We start from the raw sequence: 26,190 nt of genomic DNA, 5'->3' as shown, positions 1-26,190 counted from the left end.
CGAACTGGTTGATCACATCCGCAGGGACATTGATCGTAGTTATTGTTCCATCTTCGGAAGTATAGGTATAGGTACCATCATTATTGTTTACCAATGTGGTAACGGTTTCGTTTGCTTTTACTATCTCCTCAAAATTAATGATTTGTGTTGTTCCGTTTTCATCCACATAAGTAAACCTATCCCCGTCATAGTGCACATTACCCCCGATATTTTTGATGAGTTCGGTGATCTTGTTGACTATATTTTCATTTTTAATAATTTCCTCAAACTGATTGATTACATCCGCCTGTACATTGATAGTAGTCTTCGTTCCGTCTTCGGAAGTATACACATAAACACCGTTACCGGTATTGACAAGTGTTGTAATCGTTTCATTGGCCTTAACAATCTCCTCAAAATTGATCTCCTGAGAATTACCGTTCTCATCAATGTATGTAAACTGGTTGCTTACCGGGTTGTATACAACTATGTTATCCGGAATGTCCCCTCCTGTAAGGTCTCCAGAAGAAACCACACGGTGCCATCGATCAATATGCCAGTAATAATATCCCGGTTTGAGACCGGCTGTACCCGAAGTGTTGAATACCAACAGGCTCTCTACATTTCCGTTAGCTATAGTAGTGACATCCTTAATACCTTTAAGAGCTATTCGGGGAATAAGAACTCCCTTATCTTTGGCGACAATATCCAATTGGGCAGAACTATCGGGCATAGGTGTCCCTACACCCACCTGGGCATACCCTGAAAATATAACAGCCAGAAAAAGTACTAACGCGTAAAAGTGTTTCATCATGCTTTTGATTAATTTTATTATTACAATCTGTCTATATTGCCCTATGAGCAATTTTTTTTAGTCCTATGATTACTGAATAAAATGTCCGGATCCTCAGACCCGCTGAGTCGGACTACAGAGAAGTGTCAATTGTCCGGATAAGAACAATGATTATCAATCTGAATACCTATCTTTTTAATAAATACAGATAAAGTAATTTTTTTCCATTCATTTTATTTTCGAACAAACTTATTACTGTATACAGAATGCGAATAATAGGGGATTCCCTACTTTCGGCGAATGGGGAAGTTTTACCGATCAAGTACATCTTTTTTCGGGAATTAGATGAAGAATTTCTATGGAGATATCAATCAAAATAAAATTATAATAAACTGTAAAAAAATTAAGATCAAATAAAAGAAAAAGCCTCTTTTGTGTTTGTTACAAAAAAAAGACTTTATAAAGTAAAGACAATGGACAACCTGTCACCGGGAGAATCCAGGTTACAGAAAAACTTTGTTCCGGAGGGCCCAGGATAACAAAGCGCCGTATGAAGAAGGTAAATCCAGTTTTTTTCGAACATTTGTTTTGATTTTCTCCACATTTTTCTCACTGCAGAAGAGTATTTCCGCTATTTCGCGATTGGTTTTACCATCAATAAGCAAACGAAGTATTTCCATTTCCCTTGCTGTGAGGCTATGTAATCCTTTAGTTACCTGATCGACTATCCCCCTCATGGATTCCGCTGTATAGACTTCACCTTTATTCAGAGCATCCATACATATCAAAAGTTCGTCTACCGTAACGTTCTTGGACAAATAAGCATTTGCCCCCACGTCCATCGCCTCCTGATAATATTCTATGCTATTGTGCATAGTGAGCACCACAAAATCCGTATCCTTATCTTCTTTCCTGATATTACTTATTACCTCCAGCCCGCTCATACGGGGCATGGTAATATCTATAAAAACCAAATCGGGCTTATACTGTTTGATTTTTTGCAAGGCATCATCTCCATCTTCTGCTTCCGCCACTATTATTGTATCCGGTATCTGAGATATTAAAAAACGAAGTCCTTTCCGCAGAATAGAATGATCATCCACGAGTAAAATTTTAACCATAACCTAACTCCTTATTATAACTTTCACCAATCAAAAAAGAAGAAAAGTATTTCCAGCCTTTCTCCACAGAAATAAAATTCGCAATAAAGGAGAGATCCCCGGAAAAATATTATTTTTATTACGAAAAATAGACCAAATGCTGCGATTATCCGATCAAATCCATCCGTTTTCCGTAGTAAAAGACATGTTTATGTGGTCGAAAACAAGAAATTGTATGCTGACCGAAAAACAAGAAGGAAACCCGTAATACTTTCCCTGAGAAACAATTCCGCAAATTCCGGGTTTCTCCCGGCGGCACTTGTCTGTACCTTTGTCCGTATCACAAAACACAATACTATGGATTCACAAAGCACCCTGGATTACGATCGCATTGCAAAAGCAATAGGATATATACGGGAAAATTTCAGGGAACAACCTAACCTGGAAGAAGTGGCCGGACAGATACACCTGAGCCCTTTTCATTTTCAAAGAATGTTTAAGGAATGGGCCGGGGTAAGTCCCAAGAAATTTTTACAATACCTGAGCATAGAGCACGCCAAACAGATTCTCAGGGACCAGAACAGCACGTTGTTCGACGCAGCTTATGATACGGGACTTTCCGGAACGGGAAGGCTGCATGACCTCTTTATAAAAATTGAAGGAATGACTCCCGGCGAATACAAGAACGGGGGCGAAAAACTTACCATACACTACAGTTTTGCCGAAAGCCGGTTCGGTAATATCCTGGTAGCTTCCACGGCCAAAGGCATATGCCATATGGGTTTTTCGGATAACGAGGAAGAAGTATTCCGGGCACTTGTACAGAACTTCCCGAATGCAGAGTTCAGGCAAATGACAGACTTGTTCCAGCAAAACGCCTTGCATGTTTTTACTCATGACTGGGAGAAGATAGACCAGGTAAAACTACATCTGAAAGGAACGGAATTCCAGTTAAAAGTCTGGGAAGCGTTGCTCCGGGTTCCTATGGGACAGCTGTCTACTTACGGCAAGATCGCCGGGGAAATCGGGAATGAAAGAGGATCGCGGGCTGTGGGTACCGCTGTCGGCAGCAATCCTGTAGCTTTTCTGATTCCCTGCCACCGGGTGATCCGGTCAACCGGGGCCATAGAAGGTTACCGCTGGGGGAATAACAGGAAAGCGGCAATTATAGGATGGGAAGCAGCAAAAACCGACATATCCCTGTAGAAGTATGACGCCGGAAAACCTATTTCCAAAAGCAGGACCCAGCGATTGGGAACAAATAACCCGGAACCTGAATGAAAAAGGGTATGCCCTTATCCCGGGGTGGCTGACAGAGGAACAATGCCGGACATTGATTGAAAATTATAACGAAACATCGGCATACAGAAAAACCGTAGTCATGGAACGTTACCGTTTCGGAATGGGAGAATACAAATACTTCGACTATCCCCTCCCCCGCATTGTACAGACTACCCGGGAAGAAATTTACCCTAAACTCGTACCCGTAGCTAACCTCTGGATGAAAGTTTTGGGAACGGATGTACGGTTTCCCGGGACTCACCCGGAATTACAGCAGCAATGCCATGAGAACGGCCAGTTAAAACCCACGCCGCTGATATTGAAATACGGACCCGGCGGATATAATACCCTGCACCAGGACCTTTACGGCGATGTGTTTTTCCCCTTGCAGGCCGTACTTTTCCTCAACCAAGCCGGAAGTGATTATGACGGAGGTGAATTTGTTCTCACCGAACAGGTACCCAGGGCCCAGTCCCGCGCAATTGTGCTTCGTCCCGGAAAGGGGGACATGCTGATCTTCACTACCAATTTCCGGCCGGCGAGAGGAAAGAAGGGATACTACCGCATACATATGAGACACGGGGTAAGCGAAGTAACCCGAGGAGAACGCCATACACTCGGTATTATTTTTCACGATGCGGTCAGCTGATCCCCACAATACCGAACATTATACCATAACATACAACATGCTGGAACACAAAGATACTCCCGACGCCCTGCTGCATAAATATATCCGCAACGGGTATATTGCCGTCGGCGGGAACAAAAAACTGAAAATTTACGGAAAGCTCGGTTGCAGGTCCGGCAAAAAAATGCTCCGGAAGAACAGGGTTTTCTTCACTTCGGAACAGGAAGCCATTCATCATGGCTATCGTCCCTGCGGACATTGTATGCCCGGTGCATACCGGATCTGGAAATTGCGTATGGAACCATATCAATAGTATTACCTTATCCGGGCGTTGTACCGGTTAAAAGAACCGGTACAACGGATGGTTATAATTTATAACTACAAGGAAACTCCCATAATTCCATAATAGAACGAGAAAAAGTATCTTTGTAGAGATTACAAAAACTCTTCATACATGTCTGCAACAACTCATGCGGTTATTTTTGATATGGACGGGGTACTGATAGATTCCGAACCGGCCTGGAAAAAAGCAGAATTCGAAGTTTTTACTTCCGTCGGGGTACACGTAGCCTCCGAACTATCGGAGATCACCTGTGCTATGACCACCACGGAGGTCACAAGATTCTGGTATGAAAAAACTCCCTGGCAGGGTAAGAGCTTAGAGGAAGTGGAAAATGAAGTCATAGACCAGGTAGGACGTTTTATTGTGGAAGAGGGAAAACCCATGTCCGGTATAAAACAATTGCTGGAACTTTTTCACCGTAGAAATTTCCGGATAGGACTCGCTACGAATTCCCCTTCCAGGCTCATCCCCCTTGTACTGGAAAAATCAGGTATTTCGGGCTATTTTGATGCCATATCCTCTTCCGAAAACGAGATCGAAGGTAAACCACATCCTGCCGTATACCTCTCTACCGCAAAAAAACTGGGGGTTTCTCCCGAACATTGTATTGTTTTTGAAGATTCCGTACACGGCATTATGGCAGGAAAGAATGCAGGTATGAAAACCGTGGCCATCCCTTCGGAAAAACAGTTTCGCCTGGAAGGGTTTAGCCTGGCCGACCTCAAAATCAGGCAACTGGACGACTTTAACGAACAGCACCTTGCCTCGCTTATGGAAATCTGACCTACCTTTCTTCGGCTTTGCGTAAACCCGAGTAAAAAGAATGCGCCCCGAAGGACAGCGGGATACCTATAGCCACGATCAATATGGCAATGGCGACGATTACGGACGATAACTCCACAGGTCCGCGGGGAACGCTGGAAAGCGGGACCACGACAAAATTCATCAACAGGCCTACCAGAACGCCATAGCCAATACCGGTAATCCCCCGGTTATATTTCCATAAACGGAACCGGGCATACAAGATAAAGAAGAGGATGGTCCAGCATAGCGCTATACAGTAGTGAAAAAAGAGCCCGAAGAAAGCATATATTACGGACCCGGAAAAAGCGGCATCACCAAAAAAACCGCTGGCGACATATCGCAATACGCGCTCCGGTCCCACACCCCGTATACCGGCCTGTATAAACGCCGCGCTAATATCCAGGGTACCTACCAGCAGGCCGTTTAGCAGGATCGCGCGGAAAAGCCTTTTTCCGTTTCCCCCTTTCGTATATGATTTCATGCTTCAACAGATTATAATATCCTTTAAATATACCTATTTTCACAGTATCTCGGATATTTATGTTGTTTTAGGCAAAGGTTTTGTACATCCAAAACAGGCTGATCCCGTTTTAATTCCAATCTTCTGCCTTTTTTGAATACCAAATATTACCTTCAATTACGTCTACACTGCAAATTGTTGCTGGTAATGCAAAGGACTCTTTCCGGTAACTCCTTTAAAATACTTATAAAAACACGTTATATTGCTGAATCCGCTTTCATAGTAAATCTGTTTAATGCTCATTTTACTTTCCATCAACAGACGACATGCGTGTCTTATCCTTACTTCATTCAGGAACTGGATAAATGTTTTGCGGGTCTTTGATTTAAAATAACGACAAAAGGAATTCTCGTTCATGCTGGCTACCCCGGCAATTTCTTTCAGGCTGATCTTATTCCGGAAATTGGCACGGATATATGCTGTTATACGTTCCATCCTTTTATCCTCTTCCGGTGTATGATCCATATTATAATATTCTTCCTCGATCAACGATACATAACCGGCCATGGCCATTTTTGCAAGAATTTCCATAAACAATATAATGCGTTGTGGTCCTTCGACGCCCATAACGGCCTCCATGAGCTTGGATATTCCCCCGCCTTCTCTCTTTTTCATCCGGATACCTTTTCCGGATTTCTCCAACATTGTCCTGATGACCGTATTTTCAGGAAGATTTAAAAAATCATCGCCCCAGAATCCTTTCCTAAAGCGGATCGTCAGGACCTCGCCCTCATATGACGGTTGCGTACGGAACTTCCAGCCATGAGGAAGATTAGGTCCGAGAAGTATTACATCTCCCTCATCAAATTCTAAAATATTTTCGCCAATAAACAAGGAGCCGCTTCCCGCATTAAAACAGATCAGTTCCATTTCGGTATGGCCGTGCAGTAAGGAACCCGTACTTCTATCTTTCCGGACCATAAAGGAAGCGTCCGGGTTTGTTTTTGCTTTCAGAAACTCAGTTTTCATATTGAGAATATTTATAACTGTAACCAGGTTATAACCCCATGCGCCTGATTTTTTTACGTTCTCAATATAAAGCAGGAAAAAATTATAATTATCCAAAAACAGGGGGACTAACGTACACTTTACATAAACACAGTATTTTACAAAAATATGTTAATGCTTTCCTTTAATTCTATCATTTTACATTCAGAAAGAAAAAAATATATTTTTTGCGCCATTAAAAAGAATAATATTAAATTTGAGAACATGAAAACTGACATAAGATCAACCGAACGCAGGAATTTTATAAAGTCTGCATCCCTGGCTTCGGCAGGGCTACTTGGCTTTCACACTATACAGGCAATAACTGATCCGGAACAAACAACAACACCATCGCTTAACCTTCCGGGAAAACTGACTGTTGTATTTCAGGGAGATTCCATCACAGATGCGGGCAGGGACCGTGGACATTACTATCCGAATGATGCCCGGGGTATGGGACGGGGATATGTTTTTAATATCGTAAGCCAGATTATGGCCACGAATCCGACAACGGAATGGACCCTTTATAACCGGGGAATCAGTGGCAACAAGGTTTATCAGTTGGCTGACCGGTGGAAAGACGATTGCCTTCAGCTGCAACCGGATGTACTGAGCATACTGATTGGTGTCAATGACTTCTGGCACAAACTCAACGGGAGTTATAAGGGTACCGTGGAAATATACGAACGGGACCTCAGAAAACTCCTGGATGATACTTTTCGCATATTTCCCGGAGTAAAACTTATTCTGGGCCAACCTTTTGCGGTAAAAGGCGGATCGGCCATTACCGATGAGTGGTTTCCGGAATTCAAAGGTTACCAGGAAGCTGCAGCCCGTATCGCCAAAGATTATAAAACCGTGTGGATACCCTACCAGGAAGTTTTTGACGAGGCCCTGAAAAAGGCCCCGGCATCTTACTGGTGTCCTGATGGTGTGCACCCCTCTATTCCGGGAGCTTACCTAATGGCAGAAGCATGGATAAAAGGTTTTAACTCTCTTAATTTATAAAATATCGAAGGTAAACCAACCAAGATTTTTTATAATCCCTGATTACCCCGATGTACTCCACCGGGGTAATTTTTTACCTTACCTTCCTGCAGATCTTTTTTGCGAAGCAGTGCTTCCAGATAATAATAATCGGCATAAATAAGCGGTACATCCACTTCGCTACCGAAAGGTTTTGACCCGACGCTGTGCAATAGGATAAATCCCTTTGCTTCCCCTCCGGGTGCGGTGTATTGTGTGGATAGGGCATAGATTATCTTATCCGCCGCTTTCCGGTATTTTTCTCCTTGCTTACTATATGTGCTCAATTCATACAGGCCGGACGCGATTACCACTGCAGCGGAAACGTCCCTTTCTTCGTCAGGGATTTCCGGGGCATTAAAATCCCAGTAAGGGACCAGGTCTTCAGGCATATTGGGATGGTGCAGTATGTAGTTCGTGATCTTTTCGGCATGATGTAAATAGGTTTCGTCCCCCGTTGCCCTGTAACACATGGTATAGCCATAAAGCCCCCATGCCTGCCCTCTCGCCCAGGAAGACGCATCACTGAATCCCTGGTGCGTATTCTTTTTCATTACGGTCCCCGTTCCGGGATCATACCCGATAACGTGATAAGAACTGTAATCTTCTCGAAAATGGTTTTTCATGGTAGTATTGGCATGCTTTACTGCGATATCGTAGTAAACGGAATCGCCGGTAATTTCCGTTGCTGCAAAAAGCAGCTCCAGATTCATCATATTATCAATAATCACGGGAAAATCCCATTTGTCTTTGTTATGGTCCCACGAACGTATGGCCCCTACATTCGGGTTAAAACGTTTTATCAATGTCCCTGCGGCCTGGATGATAACATCCTTGTAATGCCTGTTTTTGGTAAGCCTGTACCCGTTGCCGTAGCTGCAATATATCTTAAAGCCCATATCATGGGTACCGGCATTCCATTTTTCCTGTTCGATATTAGCGGTAAAGGTTTCGGCTTTTTTACGCCAGACATCCTCTCCGTTGTATTCATACAGGTACCATAACAGGCCGGGGAAAAATCCGCTGGTCCAGTCCCCGGGTGCTACAAGTTCCAATGCTCCGGCGGGCCCGAGAGTCCGGGGAGACACCAGTCCTGATGTCTTTGCCTGCTGACGGATTTCCTTCAACAGCACCTCCGCCTGCTTTTCGGCATGCCGAAAGGCCTTCGCTGTATCTGTGTTTTGGGCCGTCACCGGAAAAATGAGGAAAAGACAAGAGAAAAAGAAAAAACAAAACTTATGCGGTGCCATTATTTCTGTTGGTTTTAGGGAATGATTAATGATAAGCCCAAAACTACATAGCTCATCCGCATTCGTATTACGCTTTTTTAGCATATGACTAAGCTATTTTAGCAAGCACAAAAAAACCGCCTTCGGAGTGCATCCGAAGGCGGTTTTCTATACAGAACCCATTTAAATTTTTATAATATCAAAGGGTTTTGGCGTTTTTTACTTTTTCATGGGTAAGTGCCAGCTTCAATACTTCGCTCATATCACTGACATAGTGGAACGTCAACCCTTTCAGGTATTCGGGTTTAATTTCCTCTATATCCCTCCTGTTCTCTTCGCAGAGCAGGATTTCTTTGATACGTGCCCTTTTAGCCGCGAGTATCTTCTCTTTTATACCACCTACAGGCAGGACTTTTCCCCTCAGGGTTATTTCCCCTGTCATGGCTATGCTCTTCTTCACTTTTCTCTGTGTAAAGAGAGAGACCAGTGAGGTCAGCATAGTTATACCGGCACTCGGGCCATCTTTGGGTGTCGCCCCTTCCGGAACGTGAATATGCACATTGTACTTCCCGAATATATCCGGGGCTATCCCCAGTTCTTCGGCATTGGCTTTAATATACTCCATGGCAATCGTAGCCGATTCCTTCATCACTTTTCCGAGGTTTCCGGTAATGGTAAGGTTCCCTTTACCCGCAGAAAGTATGGATTCTATAAAGAGAATATCTCCTCCCACGCTTGTCCATGCGAGACCGGTAACGACTCCGGCCACTTCATTGTTCTCATATTTATCGCGCTCCATACGTGCAGGTCCGAGTATCTTTTCAATATCTTCGGGAGAGGCCTTTACACTGTACTCCTCTTCCATAGCAATAGATTTGGCAGCAAAACGCACCATCTTGGCTATTTGTTTTTCCAGTCCCCTTACTCCGGACTCCCTGGTATACCCCTCTACGATCTTTTCCAGGCCTTTTTTGCCGATCTTGAGATTCTCGGCAGTAAGTCCGTGTTCCTTCAACTGTTTGGGAAGCAGGTGCCTTTTGGCAATTTCTACCTTTTCTTCTATAGTATACCCGGTAACGTTTATCACTTCCATCCTGTCCCGTAATGCGGGCTGTATATTTCCCAGGTTATTGGCCGTAGCGATGAACATTACTTTGGAAAGGTCATATCCCAGTTCAAGGAAATTATCGTAAAAAGATGTATTTTGTTCCGGGTCCAGTACCTCCAGCATGGCAGACGAAGGGTCTCCCGTATGGCTTGTGGTAAGCTTATCGATCTCGTCCAGTACAAAAACGGGGTTGGAGGTCCCGGCTTTTTTCAGGGATTGTATGATTCTCCCGGGCATGGCACCTATGTATGTTTTCCTGTGCCCCCTTATTTCCGCTTCATCCCGAAGGCCTCCGAGGGATATGCGTACGTATTCCCTGCCGAGTGCTTCGGCAATAGATTTACCCAATGATGTTTTACCAACACCGGGAGGACCATACAAGCACAGTATCGGCGATTTCATATCATTACGGAGTTTTAGTACCGCCAGGTATTCGATAATCCTTCGTTTTACTTCATCCAGTCCGTACTGATCCCTGTCCAGGATACGCTGTGCCCTTTTCAGGTCAAACTTATCTTTGGAATACATGCCCCATGGAAGTTCAAGGAGCAGGTCCAGGTAATTCCGTTGTATGGAATATTCGGCAACCTGGGGATTCATCCGCTGCAACTTGGCCAGTTCCCTGTCGAAATGCTCCTTCACCTTCATATCCCATTTCTTACCGCTGGCTTTTTCGCGCATCTCTTCTATTTCCTCCTCATAAGATACTCCGCCCAGTTCTTCCTGGATGGTCTTCATCTGCTGGTGCAGGAAATATTCGCGTTGTTGCTGGTCCATATCGTGGCGAACCTTGGACTGAATGTCTATTTTCAACTCCAGTTTCTGGAATTCCACGTTCAGGTATTTCAATGTAGCCAGCGCTCTCTCCCGGAGGTTATTCATCTCCAGAAGCTCCTGTTTTTCTTCCACACTAAGATTCATATTGGAAGAAACAAAATTAATCAGGAAAGAACCGCTTTCTATATTTTTGATAGCAAAAGATGCTTCCGAAGGGATATTCGGACTGTTCTTTATAATCTGCAGGGAGAGTTCCTTAATGGATTCGATAATGGCCGTAAATTCCGCATTATTCCGCTCCGGCCTTACTTCTTCCACTTCTTTTATACTCGCCCTCATATAAGGCTCCGTAGACACGACCTGGTCTATTTCGAAGCGCTTTTTCCCCTGGATGATCACGGTAGTGTTACCGTCGGGCATCTGCAATACCCGGAGGATACGGGCTACCGTACCCAGTGTATTAATATCTTCCACTTCGGGGTTTTCCACCTCTTCATCCTTCTGAGATACCACCCCGATAACTTTATCGCCATTATTGGCGTCTTTAATCAAACGGATGGATTTGTCCCTTCCTGCGGTAATCGGTATTACTACCCCCGGGAACAATACTGTGTTGCGCAGCGGTAATATGGGCAATTCCTTAGGAAGTTTCTCTTTGTTTATCTCTTCTTCGTCTTCCGGGGTCATGAGCGGAATAAGTTCCGCTTCTTCGTCTATCCCTTGAAATGACAAACTGTCAATATTTAAAAACTTTGATTTAGCCATATATTATCTGTGAGTCATTCTGTCATTACAACAGCTTAAAAACAAATAGTTGTTATTTAATAACTTTCTAAAAATCAATACATAAACGTATTGCACCCTATACGGGTATTTCTATATTACAATAGTTATGCCAAGTAATACGCGTCTAAACCCGTTAGCATTGCGGTTTCCGGCGCTTTTCCTTATCCGGATTATCATATCCGGATTTTTTAACCGAAAAACAACAAATACTTAAAAAAAATAGGATAATCTTCTAATTTTACGTAAATTAGATACAGTATCCTCCTGAATCAATTAACCTAAAAGTTCTTCATTATGAAAAATATTGTTTATATCCTAGCAGTTATGTTTCTGGGTATGATATTGCTTGCCTGGAACCCTTATCCCGATACGAAAGAAAATCCTCCCGTTTCACTCGAAGGCGTCTGGGAATTGGTAAATTACTACACTTACGAAGATAATAATGTAACGGATAGCTTTCCGAATGCCGAAGGATACCGACAGGTAAAAATGTACCAGGACGGAAAGGTCATGTGGACCAGGAAAGTTCCGCAGGATTCCACACAGTGGTATGGCTACGGAAAATATTTGTCTACGGATACCAGCCTGGTAGAAACACTGGAGTACGGTTCGGCCAGTATGATGAAGATCATCGATACCTCCCGTATATTTTCTTTTGAACTGCAGGGAGGGAAAGACTGGTTCCGGCAGATAAGTATCAATGAGGATGGAAACCGGACATTCTCCGAAAATTATATCCGGATACGTTAAATCTACCGGAAAGCACTTATTTCAGTCCGTGTTCCGATAGTACAGGAAGAGGCAAGCAGGGAAGTATATGTCGATCTATCGGGCCACGGATATTACTTGTTTAAAAACTCCATAAAAACGTTGAGGTATCTGCCGGGGAATATCGTTTTCCGACAGGCGTACCGTTAATATTGCGCAAAGGATGAAACACACACATTTGTATATCCCTTGTCCAAAAGTCCGTTATCCCTTAACCTCTGGTTCATCAGCTTCAAACTTCAGGCTACTGATCCGCTTCCGTCTCTCTTACCGCAATAAGCAGGACCTCTTGCTCCTTCCCTTTAAGCTTGATGGCCCCCAGGTTCCGGATGGTAAAGCCCCTTGCTAAATCCAGTTCGGAAAGCAGATCGGATGTGGCTATGACCTCTTCGTGAAACCTGCTGCACATACCCAGGATGCGTGCAGTGGTATTCAATACATCCCCGGAATAGGTAATATCCCGTTTAATTACACCGATCTCCCCCGCTACTACTCTGCCACAGTGTATTCCTGCCTTAAAGGAAGGTACTATGCCATACCTGTAGATATATTTTTCCTTCTTTTCCCCGATATGTTTTTTCATTTCGGAAAAACACCGCAGGCATTGCAGGTTTTCCACACCTTCTTTAAACTTCCATACCACAACGACCTCATCACCTACATACTGATAGATATTTCCCCTGCTTTCCAGGATAGGATCCGTAATATCCGCAAAAAAGTCCTTGAGTAAAGCGTGATAAGCTTCGTTACCCAGACGTTCTGCTATGGTTGTGGACGAATTGAGGTCCAGGAACATGAATATCCGTTTTTCTGTTTTAGGCGTATTGTACTTGCCCTTAATGATATTCCAGAAGGTATCCGGGCCGAACTTACTGTTCATCTGTAACAGCAATTGTGTGACGGCTACGATAAAAGACCATACGAGCCCGTTTTTTATCGGATAACTATCTGTTACAAAAGCATAGAATGCCTCTTCCGACATCGGGTCATACAATGGCCTGCCGGTTTTTATAGGCACTATTATTGCTGCCATGATTAGTGTAATAAGTGCTATAATACAGATAAAAGTCACACTTACGAACAGTAGGGTGTATCCGTAGGGTTTATCGCGGTATTTTACATTGACATAAAATACCAGTAAACTCCCTCCAAGTAAAGCACCTATAAGCCCCGCTCCCACGTTCCGCATCGCTGATATGGCAAAGGAATAATCGTCCGAAGGTCCCAAAGAGGTATTGGTATGCAATATCAGATGATCGTAAACCGCAATGATAAATCCGATAGCCATCCAGGCTAGTATGATGATCATTAACTGTTTCAGCTTAAGTTGAAGTCCTCTTTTCACAAGTTTGATATTCCCGCTTAGACAAGATAGCAAAAGGTAATTCCCCGTCCGGCTTTATGGTTTAAGCTAATTTAAGCATTTTTAACATCTTCGGGGAAAAAGAATATCCGATGTCTTTTAAGGACATGAACAAAATAATGTGTAAAAACCTAAAAAGACCGAAGACCGAAGAAAAGGCGGTTTCGAAATACGGAACTCCGGTCTCCGGACTATGGCCCGGGCGGGCTGATATGCCGGGCATGGAGGAAGTTGGGAAACGGGCAGTATCCCGGCACAAGAAAGGTTAAGTTCAAATAATATTTTGATTTTTATTTATATGGTATAACCAACATTAAACTGATATCCAGATTGGGTTAAAAGCACTACGCATATCCATAGTTAAAGCATTTATTCACTTAAAGCATCTATGCCGGTTTCATTATAATAATAAAGCATTTCGCCATTATATTCATACCAGTACCCGTTAAGCTGTATGGTTGTAATGTTCCAGGTAGCATTTCTCAAACCTCCCAATTGTATCCCTTGAACACTTACATTCGTTCCCCAATCGGGAAAACCGGGAAAAACCTCTTTCTCCTCTTCATAGGCATCCATAAGGAGGTCTCCGGTATTTGCATCATATATTTTAGCTACTATTTTTTCTAATTCCAGGCCGGTATTGGCATTTACTGTTTCCAGTTCGGGAAGCTCTATAAACGGCGTAAATTCATCCGTACCAATATTTTCAATAACATATATTGGACCATCTGTCATGGCTTCATTCTGGAAGCCCGCAGCATTCGTTCCCGTATAGTACACACCGTAAACTTCTAAAGTTAAATTTCTTCCTTCCAAAAGCCCGCCATCTTTTATAAAGTTGATATATCGGACTTTTTTATAGCCCTCCGATGCAGGTTCCTTATCTTCACCTGTTAATGGTTTCATGGGAATGACAATCTCTCCCGTATAAAAAGCAGTAATGGCTATATCTTCTCCAAAAACAGCGATCCGTGTACTGTCCAGCAATACTTCTCCGCTTTCTTTTTTCTTTAACTCTATATGTAATTCTGCCCCCTTGGTGTAATAATTATCGGATGGCCCTAAAGAATCTCCGTTAATATAAAACCCAAGTTCATTTTCGGTATCTCCTATTTTAGTGAATCCGTAAGAACGGACTTGTACATAGGTTTCTTCTTCTACCTGATCGCCTTCGGTATCGCAACTCCACAGAATACTGACAAAGAAGAGTCCCAGCAAGCATAAATTGTTTTTTTCCATTGATTTTATGTAGCAAATTTTCATATGTATTATTTTAATATTGTCCTGGTTAAAGCTGTTCTTTATTTTCTTTCCAACCTTAATTTATTTAAAGAAGTACGGCTGTTACCACCGTACTTCTTTCCTATTATTTTTAAGCTTTTTAAGATAAATTAATATGGGTTGCTGTTAGGTTGATAAGACGCCCAGTTATCATCCCATCTTGTTCCTCCACTTGGTCCGAAAGCCCCTCTGTAGGGTACACTGCTAAAGAACCCCGTAGAAAGTGAGCCTGTAAAATTCGTTTGATATATCGGAAGTGTTGGATTAGGTGATGCACTAATACGGTAATCAGGATTAGAGGTACTGTAGGGGTTTACCAAATCCATAAAATCAGGATTGGTTGAATTGGTAATGTTATTATTGTAATTGGCTTTGCTTGTGGCCGATGAAGGCATTACTACCCCCCCTGCAGTAGCATAAGAATGTACCATGTTATGCATAAACTCAGACACGTTATCCAGTTTATTTACAACAGCCGTTCCATCAAACAGCACTCCCCTGTCATCATAGCCGGCAATTATGGAGTTACGGAATACCAAAGAGGTATTTCTTCTCCAACGGTTACCGTTCAGGGTAGGTGCAGCGGCAGATTGAGAACCCATTCCCAGAATGGTAAAATTGGATAATACGGGACGGGTGATCGGTGTTTGACTACTGCCATTACCATCATTGTCACATTCTATACCATTGGGATCGCCGGAAAAATCAACTCCGGGAACTTTCTGGGCAACGGCAAACTGTATTTGTCCGGAATATCCGAAATCAAAATCAAAGTCATCGTCGGCATTTCCGAAGGCAATAAGGTTTTTCGCATTCACAGTACCTCCGAAAAATTCAAAGCCATCATCTTTACCGAAAGATATCTGGATGTTTTCGAGGGTAGTTCCGTTACCTACACCTCCCAGGGTAAGGCCGTTGATCTCATTACCTCCGCCGAGGTCACGCCCTGCATATTCGATACGTACATACCGCAGGGTTCCTCCATTATGACCAGGATTGGAACCTCCGAACTCTACGCTGATACCGGTAGGAATATCACTATCCAGAATTCCTTCTATCTTCTCTGTATTGGACTGATTGGTAGGAGCATCTCCCAGCAGGATAATACCTCCCCAGTCTCCGGCAGCCCTGTTACCCTGGGGCTGATCGGAAGTAAATACTATAGATTCCGCAGGAGTTTCCCCATCGGCTACCAGCCGGCCTCCTTTTTCTACCAAAAGGTAAGAAGCACTTCCGCTGGTAGGCTGGGTTACCCATTTTACCAGCGTATTTTTTTCTACAGTAAGCGTAACCCCGTCAGCCACAAAGGTAGGGCCATCTATGAACCATACCTTGTCATTGGTCAGGGTAGTATTGGTATTTATCAAACCGGAAATGGTTCCGTTGGCAGAAGGCCAGCTTCTGTTGTCCACACCTACGGAAAGTAGTGCAAATTCCGCGTTAAGGTTCGGGTCGCTTTCTTCGACCAGGTCTTCTTTAGAACAGCTTGTCAGTAAAACGGCTACAGACATAGCAAGTAAGCTAAATTTGGTTTTCATAGGATTTGTTTTTAAGGTTGTTATTTATAAATCACTTAAAATAATAGGCTCTTTTTTAAAAGGTATATTTAAAACTGACGGTAAAACTCCGCTGACGGTCATACCTGCGGCGTACCAGGTCGTATTCTGGACTGTAGTCCTCTCTGCTGGGATCGGAGAGCGGCACCCGCAGGCTTCCGCTCTCATGCGGGACAATGTCGGCCCGGACCTGCTTGGTTTCCGGATCTATGTTGTTATAATAGCGGATAACGGGATCGTTAAAAATATCGGCAAGGTTCAGTTTGATTTCCGCGCGATTGTCCTGTAAAAAGGCATAGCGGAACTGGAGGTCCAGCACATCCCGTGGTTTTTCATATTCGTGATAAAAAGACTCTTCACTGGGCAATACGATACGGGGGCCCACCCGGTTATAACTGGCCGTGAAACCAAAGTGCGTGCCCGTGTATTGTAATCCCCCGTTTACAATATAGGGAGCCTGGCCGTATAACGGCCTGTTTTCTTCGACTACGGCCAGCTTATATATAGGATTGCCTTCCTCATCTGTTTCGCCTGTATCTACAGGGACTTGTTCCCGATCATAGTAAATTTCCGACCATATCAAAGAAGCATTGCCAAACAGGTAAAGATTTTCGCCAAATGTAGAATTCAGGAAAGCGAACGATTTGCGGAAATCGATCTCCACACCATAATTAGTGGCCCTCTTCAGGTTATAGAAACTAGCCCTTAAAGGCGTAGCACTCCCTTGATTTGCATCTAACTGAAGTTCAATGGGTTTATCAAAATCTTTGTAAAAGCCCGAAATCGAAAAAGATTCTTCGGGAGTGGGATAAAATTCCCATCGTAATTCCAGGTTATCCACCGTTGTCTGCTCTAAAAGTATCGGATTTCCTTCGTCATCGGTATCGTTATAACCTGATACTATCACAGTTCGCAAATTATAATCATAATAGGTATATTTACCCAACTCCGTAAATTCGGGCCTGGCCAGAGAACGGAAATAGGAAGCCCGGACATTCATTTGCGGAGTCACCTCATAAATAAGATTGGCTGAGGGTAAAAGATCTGTTTCATATATGGTATAAGATTCCGGTTCTTCACTTATGGTAACTACGCCGGTATCTTCATTTCGGTCCGTCTCCCTGATCCCGGTATCGGTCCTCATATCATTATATTCCATCCGAAGTCCTCCCGAAAAATGCAGGTTATCAAACAGGTAGGCATCTAAAGACAGGTATCCGGCATGCAGATTCTGTGAGCCCTGATAGCCATTGCCCAGACCGGTTACTCCGCCCACTCCGACAGATTGCGGATAATAATGGAACAGTTCTTTGTTAAAAGCGTCCTGATTAAGTATCTTATACACAGGAAGTCCTGCAAAGTCCGAAAGATTGGCACCTGTATCGCCGTGAGGAGTAATCACATACCTGGACTGATCAAAATCCGTTTTCCGTATACTTCCGGCATAACCAGCCGATAATTTGTTCTTATTATTGGTCGTGGAAAACGGTATTTCCAGGTTCATTCCAAGGGTATACCGCTTCTCCTTATATTTGCTGTAATAATCCTTCGGGCTTTCGATCTGCCTGTTAGTAACATATGAATCATAAGGAAAATGGGGATTACGGTATTCCTGTAAAATAAGTGCTCTGTCATCATTACTAAAACGGGCAGACACGCTTCGTCCTTCATATTGGATATTGTTTGGTTGGTCCCTGGTATAACTGGCAATACCCAGATTCCAATCCAATTTGCTATTTCGCTGGCCCAAACGGTGTTCCCCTTTTAATGTGCTCTGCCCGAAACTATTGATGATCCGTTCTTCGGTTACCCCTGTAATTGCCGGTCCTTCCGAATCTATACCATTATAGATGGTGCTTTCCGTTTCCAGTTTTTGGTAAAAGGTATTTTTAAGACTGATTTTATGAGTACCGAAAGCATAAGTAGCATTGAGCACCCCACCGAGACGGGTCAGGAAATTATAGCGGTTTCCCCCGGAAATCAGCCTGTTGCCCGGTTCTTCTTCAAAATAACCCTGCTCGGTCTGTTCATTTCTGTAGGTCAGAGCTGCAGTCATCCCCACGCGGTCATCGCCAGCGAGATCGATGATCTTTCCCAGGCTAATGGCATAATCCTGGGTAGGCTGCTGGGTATAACGGGTGATCCGGAAACGATCATTTCCCGGCATTTGTTTAGAAAGCGGCAGTAATTCGTCCTCATTTATCCCAATCGAAGCGGATTTTCTCAAATCATCAGCCAACACAGGCAACTTACTGTCAGAACTTGACAACCCCAGGTAATCATTCTTATAGCGCGGCAAGGAATAAAAATCGCCAAAGGTATTTTTATTACCGCCTGTTCCTATCTGTATCGTAAGAAAGTTTTCTCCAGGGATCTCAACGGTATTTACATTCACATACCCGCCGGTGAATTCCCCGGGCAGACTGGGGCTGGCTGTTTTATGTACTATAACACTTTCTATGAGATTACTGGGAATAATATCAAATGCATAGTTCCGCCGATTGGCCTCCGTACTCGGCATCAGGGCATTGTTCATGGCCACATTGTTATACCGCTCCGAAACCCCGCGTACTACTACGTATTTGTTATCCTGTACATGCAGTCCGGTAACACGGGTAAGGACCTGGGCTACATTATTATCGGGGGTACGGGCTATCTGTTCTGCCGTAATCCCGTCTATCGCGGTGACCTCATTTTTCCGGATGGCATTCAGGGCGGCCACGTTATTAGCCCTGCGATCGTACTCGGCTGTAACTACTACTTCTTCAAGTGTTTCGCTGGAAGGTTGTAACACGACGTCCAGGGTAGTTGTCTTTCCGGCTTCGATTACCACCTCGGTAATACGCTGGGTAGCAAAGGATATATAACTTATCCTTACCGTATAGATTCCGGGAATCAATTGCATATCATAATCCCCGTCAAATCCGGTAGATGTTCCCAAAGCCCCGCTACTGCCTTCTATAATAATATTAGCTCCGGGAAGGGGAACGTTCTGATCGTCATAAATGTGGCCGTTCAATCTCCCGGTCTTTTGTTGCAACCTGGTTTTCAGCCGTATTGAAATATTCCGGCCTTCAATATTGTATTCTATGGGGACCTGCTTGTTCACATCCCTTAGTATATCTCTTATTGTTCTGTTGGCTATAGCTATATCTTCTGTTAAAGCAACTTTCTCTAACTGGGACTCATCAAATAAAAAACTGTATTCCGTTTCCGCTATCAGTCTCTCCATAAATTCCCGCAGGCTGTCTCCGGATTCCTGGCCTGCGGCGGTAATACCCCGGGCGTTTAACAGACTTACAAAGAAGAAAAATAAAAGACATACTTTTCCTGAATCCCTGCTTATAATTAAGCAGTATTCCTTAATTTTGGTTTTCATGTATTATACGTATGTATAGATTAATTAATAATTATTGGTTTTTGATTTTCCGATCGGTCTTTATTATTAATGTCTTTGCATACCTTGAAAAAAGCGTTGTTGGTAGCAACGCTTTTTTATTGGCTATCTATTAGTTGCTTCTCTCTCTTAACCAGTAGTTTCCCATCCTTTTGCTCCAGCACCATATGGTGGATAAATAATATTCTTTGCATGGCATCCACAGGTGTTGTATTGTGAAATACTCCGGAAACATGTTTCCCCTTGTCCGTTGCAGATAAGGTACTCATATCTATCTCCATCCGGTATATGCGGGATATTCTGGTAAGGGCCTCCTGTATTGTAGTATTGTGAAATACCAGTTTATTTCCTTTATACAATTCCTCTCCGCTGTTCCTTATGGCATCTACGCTGGTATTGTTGTTTATTTTATCGAAGTTCAATAGTTCTCCCGGGTGCATTTTTGCGATTTCCCTTTCGGTTTCTTCTTCCTTAAGCGTTACGCTGACCGAACCTTCGGAAAGGACGATCTGAATATTTTCTTCGAATTCATATGCCTTGATATTGAACATGGTACCAAGTACCCTGGTCGTAATATTTTCAGTCCGTACCTGAAAAGGTCTTGAAGAATCCTTCGCGACATCGAAATAAGCCTCCCCCCTCAGCTTTATATTTCTTTCCTGTTCTCCGAACTCATCTGTGTAGGATATGGAAGAACCGGGTTTCAACCATATTTTTGTTCCGTCCGTCAGTTCTATTTCTTTCGCCGTATCTCTTATGTTATTAACCACAATCCAATGCGCGGTCCGGGGTTGATACATAAAATAGGCTGTACTCCCTGCGGCCAAAAACAGTAAAAAAGAAGCAGCTATTACCAGGGATTTTCTAAATGCAGATACGGAAAGGTGCCTTATTTTACCCATATCTGCTTTTACAATGGCAAAAACTCCCTCGCGAATACGTTGAGAATCTTTGTCTGAAATAGATGTAGGGGCATGTTCCCAGGCCTTCTGCAATGAGACATCTGCCTCCGATCGATTTTCCCTAAGAAATTCTTCCACCTGTTTCGCTTCCCGGGCAGAACATTTTCCTTCCCAATATTTTTCTAACAATTTACAGTCCATTGTTCTCTTGATTCATTTGTAGAACGACGGATGGCCATTAAAAAAATGAAGTTAATGTTACGGAGGAATAAAATTAAAGTTAAGGAGAAGGGAAACAAGCCGCGGGTCAACCCGGGAATTGGAGATTGTTGCCGAACCTGTTTAATTTAAAAAACTGGAAAAATCCTGTTCGGAAAATACATTTTGCAGTCATGAGCCTCTCTGTTCTCAATGTTTTCCGGCACCGGGATACTTTCCATTGCTGCTGCTCTTCGATGCATAGATTAAGAAAGGTAAAAGAAAGAAGAATTATCCGTCTCTCATCCTCAACTACACCTGTTCCCGTTAATTCCTATACTTTCTCAGTTCTTTTCTGAGAAAGAGTTTGGCTGTTTCTATATTGGTCCTTATTGTAGTAATGGATAGTTGTAAAGTATCGGCAATTTCCAGCGGGGTCAACTCTTCGAACTGATATAAGGTATAAATCCGTTGCAGGCGCTCCGGTAATTTTCTTATGGCACGATGTACCTCGGTGAAAGTTTCTCCCGCAATGCTGCTGTCTTCGCCGGTATCGGCAATGGTATGGTTAAGGTGTTCGTTCTCTTCAATGGAAGTTAACACCGCGTTCAGCCTGTTTTGCTTACGCATTTCGTCCAGGAAAACATTTTTCACGGTGGTATAGACCAGGGCTTGCGGATTGGGATGATTTTTAAATTTCTCTATATTTTTCCATATTTTTATAAAGGATGTCTGCACAACTTCACGGGCAACATTTTCGTCTTTGCTCAATGCTTTTAAAAAATTAAAAGCCTTGCCGTGTGTTTCTTCAAACAACTTTTTGAAAAATATTTCGTTTTTAGCTGTCATTCCCTGAAAAAAAATTGCAGCTCTAATTTAGAAATATAAGAAAGGCTCCCCGTTCTGTTACTGTTAACGGAATGTTACCTTTTGAATTTAAATATAGTGTAAAAGACTTCTTACGAAACCAAAAACAATCCGAATAAAAAGACACCTTTTCTTCTTAGGTTACAGACAAAGGACCACTTTCGTCCCGCTTCATTATCTTCTAAAATTTACAGAATATTAACTTTATTTTCATTTTTTCGTCTCCACGTCCGGGCGAAGGTTCGCAACACGCAAAAATTGCCTGGTACTCTCAGCTCTCAAACCGCGGGTCACGGATATAATCTTCCTTCCGCATCTTAACTACTTCTATGCTTAAAAAACCAAACTCATCGACAACCTTTCCGTACAACCTGTATACTCCTTTCCCCCTGAACCTGTTATTCCTGGCAACCGGGGGAAAGATAACCACGTCGAACACTTCCCCGTAATGATCGATAAGAGTGCCGAAGAACATTTCTTCTCCTTTATGGGTCTGCGTCTTTTTTACTGCCACGAGATAACCGTAAATATCAATGTACCTGCCTTGAGTGTATTTAAGATCCTGTGCTCCTTTATTGCTCTTCGGTTTTTCCTGTAATAATTCAAAAGGACTGCTCAGGCAAAACCCGAGGAGTTCCAGCTGGTCAAATGCAGCTTCGAGCCTGGTGGTTTGCAGTGCAGGTACGGCAAATTCTTTTTGGTTTGCCTTGAACAACCTGTACTGTTCTTCTTCTCCCGGCACTACCCCCTGCCGCAAGTGGGCCTGCCATAACAGCTCGTATTTATCTGTCCCCGTAAAGCGGAACGCCCCGATGCGTATTAATATGGCCAGTTGTTCGACACTTATCGAAACCCTGTCCATAAAGTTTTCCAGGGATGTAAAAATGCCGTTTTTATCTCGCTCTTTCAGTATACGATGGCACACCCGGTCTTCAAGGTCTTTCAGGTACCCGAAACCTAGATAAATATCCTTTCCGGATATCCTCGTTTCCATACGGCTGTAGTTAATACAGGGAACATGAACCGTAGCTCCCAGCATCCGGGCTTCGTGTATATAGATCTCCGGCCGATAAAATCCTCCCCCGTTATTCAACACAGCCACCATAAATTCCAGCGGATAATATGCTCTCAGGAACAGACTCTGATAACTTTCTATGGCATAGGAAGCAGAATGCCCTTTGGCAAAAGCATATCCGGCAAAACTTTCTATCTGCTTCCAGACTTCAGAGATCACTTCGTCTTCATACCCTTTCTGCCTGCAATTGGCTATAAACTTATCTTCTACTTCCCCGAACTCTGCTCTCGAGCGGAATTTCCCGCTCATTCCCCTCCGCAGTACATCCGCCTCGGCCAGGGTAAGTCCAGCAAAATGGTGGGCAACTTTTATCACGTCTTCCTGGTATACCATTACACCATAGGTTTCCGGCATGATCTTGAGCAGAACGGGATGTGCCTGTTCCACACGTTTGCGGTCCTGATGTCTCAGAATATATTCCCGCATCATCCCGCTTTTGGCCACTCCAGGCCGGATAATCGAACTGGCAGCTACCAGCCCCAGGTAATTATCTACCTGCAGTTTTTTGAGTAACATCCGCATCGCCGGTGACTCCACATAAAAACACCCCATACACTGCGCACTTTCCAGCATATTATGGATCTTATTATCTTTTTTAAACCGGTTGACATCGTGGATATCCAAGCGAGGTTCATCCGGACGGTTATACCTGATGATCTCCAGGGTCTCCTTGATCTTGGCCAGTCCGCGCTGGCCAAGAATATCAAATTTATACAGTCCTACATCTTCGGCGATATGCATATCGAACTGTACCGTTGCATATCCTTTGGGGGGCAAAAAGGTAGCCGAAAACGTGTTTAGGGGAACTTCACTTATGAGAACACCACTGGAATGAACACTGATATGACTTGGCATTCCCTGTATGAGTTTCCCGTACTTCAGGACAAGCTGAGAGGGCTGATCCAGTTCATCAGAATTATAATTGCCTTCGCTCAGGCGGTCGATATCTTTTTTGGGCAAACCGAATACTTTGCCCAGTTCCCTCACCACTCCTTTGTAATTAAAGGTAACATATGTTCCCAATAAAGCCACATTGGGGAAATGATCGAAGATATACCTCGTAACATCGTCCCGGTCCCTCCAGGAGAAGTCAATATCAAAATCGGGGGGCGTGCTGCGGAAAAGGTTAATGAAGCGTTCGAAATACAGATCCAGTTCCAGCGGGTCTACATCCGTGATCCCCAGCAGATATGCTATGATACTGTTAGCCCCGCTTCCCCTTCCTACATGAAAGTATCCTTTTCCCCTGGCATAATCCACAATATCGTAATTGATGAGGAAATAAGACACAAAATCCTTTTGCCTGATAAGTTCCAGTTCCCGGTGCAGGCGTTCCAGGGCCATTTGCTGATCGTCGGGATAACGATAACGGATATTTTGCATACAAAGTTCCAGAAGGTATTCTTCATCCCTGGTCTTGTCCCCGGTATAGGTTTGTTGATTACTGCTCTGTTTCGCAGCGGAAAAATCAAAATTTATCCGGCATTCTTTCATCAGGCGGGCGGTATTCTCCAGGATGAAATGATATTCTCCGAAAGCTTTGTACAGGTTTTCCGGGGGATACATTCTTTCTTCTTCCGAAGCCACTTCTTCGGGGGACAGCTTGCTGAGCAGGGTATTGTTATCTATGGCCCGCAATAACTTGTGGGCATTGAAATCTTTTTTGTTCCGGAAAGTCACGGGTTGCAGGACCACCAGTTTATCTTTTAAATGCCGGTATGCGGACAATGTCAGCCTCGGCAGGTCCCGAACGGAAACACCTATATACTCGTCATCGCGTAAATCCCCGAACCGGTATTGTTCTATCTTTTTCAACGGATATACAATGATCACTTCCGGAATAACAGGAGCCCGCACGGGAAGATCTTTGTGCTCATGAAGATATCCGGATAAAAAACCGTTAAGTGCGGTATAGCCTTCATTATTTCGGGCTATTCCGACGAATTGCTGGTCTGTTCCGTTCCTGAAATCCACCCCTACGATAGGTTTTATGCCCGCTTCTTCCGCTTTACGGATAAAATTAAGACAGGCAGAAGTGTTGTTAATATCGGTCAGGGCCAGTTGCGTTACGTGATTTTCCCGTGCCAGTTGCAGGAGCTCTACTTCGGAAAACGTACCGAAGCGCAGGCTGTAATAGGTGTGACAGTTTAAATACATTACAGTTTTCTATGTGCTAAAATGGTTGGAGGTTGTCCGTTAAAAGGATTGGTCATTCTTCCTAAGGTCTTCACGCCCAGGGCCGAGGCCCGGGTAATGCTGCGGTCCCCGTACCGCAGGCGGATCTTGTCCATAGCCTGGTAGAGGCGTATGGTTTCTTCGGTATCTTCAAAAAGGTTGATCTGGTAGTTACCGTGTACCAGGTGGCTGAATTTCACCCCGATAAGGCGTACGAGCAGCCTGCGGTTATACAACTGGTGAAACAGTTCCAATACTCTGGGGATGAGTATATGATCGGCACTGGTGTACGGAATTTTCAATTGTTTGGAGTAGGTCTGAAAATCGGAATACCGGATCTTTACACTTATACAAGCTGTAAGTTTTTCTCCGCGACGTAGCTGAAAGGCCAGGTTTTCCGTCATAGCGGCCAATAGCGTACGCAACAGGTGTACGTCTATGGTATCCCGGTCAAAAGTACGTTCGGTTGAAATTGATTTTCGTTCGGAAAAAGGAATTACCGGGGCAGTGTCTATACCGTTTGCGCGTTCCCAGATGGTCAGCCCGTTACGGCCCAGCACACGGTACAACATTTCCCCCGGCATTTCCTGCAAGGTCTTCACCTGCTTTATCCCGAGGTTACGCAGGGTCAGGTAGGTCTTGTCACCTATCATGGGAAGTTTCCTTATGGACAATGGGGCTAAAAAAGGCTTCTCCCGTCCGAGCTCTATCTGCATCTGGTTATTGGGCTTGGCCTCATTGGTGGCGACCTTGGATACCACCTTGTTGATGGAAAGCCCGAAAGATATCGGCAGCCCGGTTTCCCGGATAATTTTCTGCCGTAGCTCGGAAGCATAGCAATAAGTACCGAAAAAACGGTCCATCCCCGACAGGTCGGCATAGAATTCATCTATACTGGACTTCTCGAACAAGGGCACATTTTCCCGGATTATTTCGGTGACTACCCCGGAATACCTGGTATATGTAGCGGCATCTCCCCGGATCACCGTGGCATCTTTACACAACTCCCTGGCCAGTTTCATCGGCATACCGCTGTGTATACCGAAAGGACGGGTCTCATAACTGCACGCGGCCACGACGCCACGATCACTGAGCCCTCCTACCAGCAAAGGACGATCCCTGAGACGACTGTCTAGCAATCGCTCTACGGAGACAAAAAATGTGTCCAGGTCCAGGTGCAGGATTGTCCGGTTCATATTTCCAGGAATTTTTCCAAAAATATGGAATTTTTCCAAACAAAAGGAAAT

General features: G+C 43.9%; 19 protein-coding genes and 1 pseudogene. 6 read left to right on the top strand and 14 right to left on the bottom strand.

Annotated features, from left to right (window positions below; genetic code table 11):
• Both ED312_RS19940 and ED312_RS19935 read right to left on the bottom strand, forming a co-directional pair.
• A pseudogene (locus tag ED312_RS19940) lies at positions 1-793 on the bottom strand (hypothetical protein); the annotation flags it as partial.
• 482 nt (positions 794-1,275) lie between these two features.
• Positions 1,276-1,893, bottom strand: a complete 618-nt coding sequence (locus ED312_RS19935) for a response regulator transcription factor (protein WP_123217790.1) — start codon at positions 1,891-1,893, stop codon at positions 1,276-1,278.
• A gap of 336 nt (positions 1,894-2,229) precedes the next feature.
• Here ED312_RS19935 and ED312_RS19930 point away from each other — a divergent pair, with 336 nt between their 5' ends.
• From ED312_RS19930 to hxpB, 4 genes are all read left to right on the top strand, one after another.
• Positions 2,230-3,078 carry a bifunctional transcriptional activator/DNA repair enzyme AdaA gene (locus ED312_RS19930; protein WP_123217794.1) on the top strand — a complete coding sequence of 283 codons (849 nt, stop codon included), beginning with the start codon at positions 2,230-2,232 and terminating at the stop codon, positions 3,076-3,078.
• Between the two features lie 4 nt (positions 3,079-3,082).
• Positions 3,083-3,802, top strand: coding sequence for a 2OG-Fe(II) oxygenase (locus tag ED312_RS19925; protein WP_123217789.1), 720 nt, complete (start codon positions 3,083-3,085; stop codon positions 3,800-3,802).
• Positions 3,789-4,094 (top strand): Ada metal-binding domain-containing protein, encoded by a 306-nt coding sequence (locus tag ED312_RS19920; protein WP_317125696.1) that lies wholly within the window; start codon positions 3,789-3,791, stop codon positions 4,092-4,094. The genes ED312_RS19925 and ED312_RS19920 overlap by 14 nt, the downstream gene beginning before the upstream one ends.
• 141 nt (positions 4,095-4,235) lie before the next feature.
• Positions 4,236-4,907 (top strand): hexitol phosphatase HxpB, encoded by a 672-nt coding sequence (hxpB, locus tag ED312_RS19915; RefSeq protein WP_123217788.1) that lies wholly within the window; start codon positions 4,236-4,238, stop codon positions 4,905-4,907.
• Position 4,908: 1 nt separating this feature from the next.
• Here the strand turns inward: hxpB and ED312_RS19910 are convergent, their stop codons facing one another.
• Together ED312_RS19910 and ED312_RS19905 are read right to left on the bottom strand one after the other, a co-directional pair.
• Positions 4,909-5,409, bottom strand: a complete 501-nt coding sequence (locus ED312_RS19910) for a hypothetical protein (RefSeq protein WP_123217787.1) — start codon at positions 5,407-5,409, stop codon at positions 4,909-4,911.
• A 162-nt stretch (positions 5,410-5,571) separates the two neighbouring features.
• Complete coding sequence (locus ED312_RS19905) at positions 5,572-6,417, bottom strand: AraC family transcriptional regulator (RefSeq protein WP_148044334.1); 846 nt, start codon at positions 6,415-6,417, stop codon at positions 5,572-5,574.
• A 243-nt stretch (positions 6,418-6,660) separates the two neighbouring features.
• Here ED312_RS19905 and ED312_RS19900 point away from each other — a divergent pair, with 243 nt between their 5' ends.
• Positions 6,661-7,443 (top strand): SGNH/GDSL hydrolase family protein, encoded by a 783-nt coding sequence (locus tag ED312_RS19900; protein ID WP_123217792.1) that lies wholly within the window; start codon positions 6,661-6,663, stop codon positions 7,441-7,443.
• Between the two features lie 29 nt (positions 7,444-7,472).
• Here ED312_RS19900 and ED312_RS19895 read toward each other — a convergent pair whose 3' ends face one another.
• Together ED312_RS19895 and lon are read right to left on the bottom strand one after the other, a co-directional pair.
• Positions 7,473-8,711 carry a glycoside hydrolase family 88 protein gene (locus tag ED312_RS19895; protein ID WP_123217785.1) on the bottom strand — a complete coding sequence of 413 codons (1,239 nt, stop codon included), beginning with the start codon at positions 8,709-8,711 and terminating at the stop codon, positions 7,473-7,475.
• A 178-nt stretch (positions 8,712-8,889) separates the two neighbouring features.
• Positions 8,890-11,340 carry an endopeptidase La gene (lon, locus tag ED312_RS19890; protein ID WP_123217784.1) on the bottom strand — a complete coding sequence of 817 codons (2,451 nt, stop codon included), beginning with the start codon at positions 11,338-11,340 and terminating at the stop codon, positions 8,890-8,892.
• Positions 11,341-11,655: 315 nt separating this feature from the next.
• Between lon and ED312_RS19885 the strand changes: the two genes are divergently transcribed.
• On the top strand, positions 11,656-12,111 hold the full coding sequence (locus ED312_RS19885; RefSeq protein WP_123217783.1) for a hypothetical protein: 456 nt from the start codon (positions 11,656-11,658) through the stop codon (positions 12,109-12,111).
• A gap of 262 nt (positions 12,112-12,373) precedes the next feature.
• Here the strand turns inward: ED312_RS19885 and ED312_RS19880 are convergent, their stop codons facing one another.
• The 8 genes from ED312_RS19880 to ED312_RS19845 all read right to left on the bottom strand — a co-directional run bounded on the left by ED312_RS19880 (position 12,374) and on the right by ED312_RS19845 (position 26,139).
• Positions 12,374-13,438 carry an adenylate/guanylate cyclase domain-containing protein gene (locus ED312_RS19880; protein WP_206363290.1) on the bottom strand — a complete coding sequence of 355 codons (1,065 nt, stop codon included), beginning with the start codon at positions 13,436-13,438 and terminating at the stop codon, positions 12,374-12,376.
• A 423-nt stretch (positions 13,439-13,861) separates the two neighbouring features.
• Complete coding sequence (locus ED312_RS19875) at positions 13,862-14,755, bottom strand: hypothetical protein (RefSeq protein WP_170164566.1); 894 nt, start codon at positions 14,753-14,755, stop codon at positions 13,862-13,864.
• 128 nt (positions 14,756-14,883) lie between these two features.
• Positions 14,884-16,311: a hypothetical protein gene (locus ED312_RS19870; RefSeq protein ID WP_123217780.1), complete on the bottom strand. Its 1,428-nt coding sequence runs from the start codon at positions 16,309-16,311 to the stop codon at positions 14,884-14,886.
• Positions 16,312-16,366: 55 nt separating this feature from the next.
• Positions 16,367-19,708 carry a TonB-dependent receptor gene (locus tag ED312_RS19865; protein ID WP_123217779.1) on the bottom strand — a complete coding sequence of 1,114 codons (3,342 nt, stop codon included), beginning with the start codon at positions 19,706-19,708 and terminating at the stop codon, positions 16,367-16,369.
• A gap of 116 nt (positions 19,709-19,824) precedes the next feature.
• On the bottom strand, positions 19,825-20,829 hold the full coding sequence (locus tag ED312_RS19860) for a FecR family protein (protein ID WP_123217778.1): 1,005 nt from the start codon (positions 20,827-20,829) through the stop codon (positions 19,825-19,827).
• A gap of 324 nt (positions 20,830-21,153) precedes the next feature.
• Entirely contained in the window at positions 21,154-21,675 is a 522-nt protein-coding gene (locus ED312_RS19855; RefSeq protein ID WP_123217777.1) for an RNA polymerase sigma factor, read from the bottom strand.
• 289 nt (positions 21,676-21,964) lie between these two features.
• Positions 21,965-24,925 carry a DNA polymerase III subunit alpha gene (locus ED312_RS19850; protein ID WP_123217776.1) on the bottom strand — a complete coding sequence of 987 codons (2,961 nt, stop codon included), beginning with the start codon at positions 24,923-24,925 and terminating at the stop codon, positions 21,965-21,967.
• A complete protein-coding gene (locus ED312_RS19845) occupies positions 24,925-26,139 on the bottom strand; it encodes a DNA polymerase Y family protein (protein ID WP_123217775.1) in 1,215 nt (404 codons plus the stop codon). Before ED312_RS19845 ends, ED312_RS19850 begins: the two co-directional genes overlap by 1 nt.
• Positions 26,140-26,190: the final 51 nt, after the last annotated feature.

Origin of the sequence: Sinomicrobium pectinilyticum (genome assembly GCF_003725735.1) — a bacterium.
Lineage (GTDB): Bacteria > Bacteroidota > Bacteroidia > Flavobacteriales > Flavobacteriaceae > Sinomicrobium > Sinomicrobium pectinilyticum.
The sequence above is the reverse complement of the archived record's forward strand: the minus strand, read 5'-3'. Positions and strand labels throughout refer to the sequence as shown.

Excerpts from the sequence above, each read along its gene's own strand:
- ED312_RS19895 (WP_123217785.1), bottom strand. The coding sequence starts at position 8,711 with ATGGCACCGCATAAGTTTTGTTTTTTCTTTTTCTCTTGTCTTTTCCTC.
- ED312_RS19860 (WP_123217778.1), bottom strand. The coding sequence starts at position 20,829 with ATGGACTGTAAATTGTTAGAAAAATATTGGGAAGGAAAATGTTCTGCC.
- ED312_RS19870 (WP_123217780.1), bottom strand. The coding sequence starts at position 16,311 with ATGAAAACCAAATTTAGCTTACTTGCTATGTCTGTAGCCGTTTTACTG.
- ED312_RS19845 (WP_123217775.1), bottom strand. The coding sequence starts at position 26,139 with ATGAACCGGACAATCCTGCACCTGGACCTGGACACATTTTTTGTCTCC.
- ED312_RS19850 (WP_123217776.1), bottom strand. The coding sequence starts at position 24,925 with ATGTATTTAAACTGTCACACCTATTACAGCCTGCGCTTCGGTACGTTT.
- ED312_RS19935 (WP_123217790.1), bottom strand. The coding sequence starts at position 1,893 with ATGGTTAAAATTTTACTCGTGGATGATCATTCTATTCTGCGGAAAGGA.
- ED312_RS19930 (WP_123217794.1), top strand. The coding sequence starts at position 2,230 with ATGGATTCACAAAGCACCCTGGATTACGATCGCATTGCAAAAGCAATA.
- ED312_RS19925 (WP_123217789.1), top strand. The coding sequence starts at position 3,083 with ATGACGCCGGAAAACCTATTTCCAAAAGCAGGACCCAGCGATTGGGAA.
- ED312_RS19880 (WP_206363290.1), bottom strand. The coding sequence starts at position 13,438 with ATGATCATCATACTAGCCTGGATGGCTATCGGATTTATCATTGCGGTT.
- ED312_RS19910 (WP_123217787.1), bottom strand. The coding sequence starts at position 5,409 with ATGAAATCATATACGAAAGGGGGAAACGGAAAAAGGCTTTTCCGCGCG.
- ED312_RS19885 (WP_123217783.1), top strand. The coding sequence starts at position 11,656 with ATGAAAAATATTGTTTATATCCTAGCAGTTATGTTTCTGGGTATGATA.
- ED312_RS19865 (WP_123217779.1), bottom strand. The coding sequence starts at position 19,708 with ATGAAAACCAAAATTAAGGAATACTGCTTAATTATAAGCAGGGATTCA.
- ED312_RS19905 (WP_148044334.1), bottom strand. The coding sequence starts at position 6,417 with ATGAAAACTGAGTTTCTGAAAGCAAAAACAAACCCGGACGCTTCCTTT.
- ED312_RS19920 (WP_317125696.1), top strand. The coding sequence starts at position 3,789 with ATGCGGTCAGCTGATCCCCACAATACCGAACATTATACCATAACATAC.
- hxpB (WP_123217788.1), top strand. The coding sequence starts at position 4,236 with ATGTCTGCAACAACTCATGCGGTTATTTTTGATATGGACGGGGTACTG.
- lon (WP_123217784.1), bottom strand. The coding sequence starts at position 11,340 with ATGGCTAAATCAAAGTTTTTAAATATTGACAGTTTGTCATTTCAAGGG.
- ED312_RS19900 (WP_123217792.1), top strand. The coding sequence starts at position 6,661 with ATGAAAACTGACATAAGATCAACCGAACGCAGGAATTTTATAAAGTCT.
- ED312_RS19855 (WP_123217777.1), bottom strand. The coding sequence starts at position 21,675 with ATGACAGCTAAAAACGAAATATTTTTCAAAAAGTTGTTTGAAGAAACA.
- ED312_RS19875 (WP_170164566.1), bottom strand. The coding sequence starts at position 14,755 with ATGAAAATTTGCTACATAAAATCAATGGAAAAAAACAATTTATGCTTG.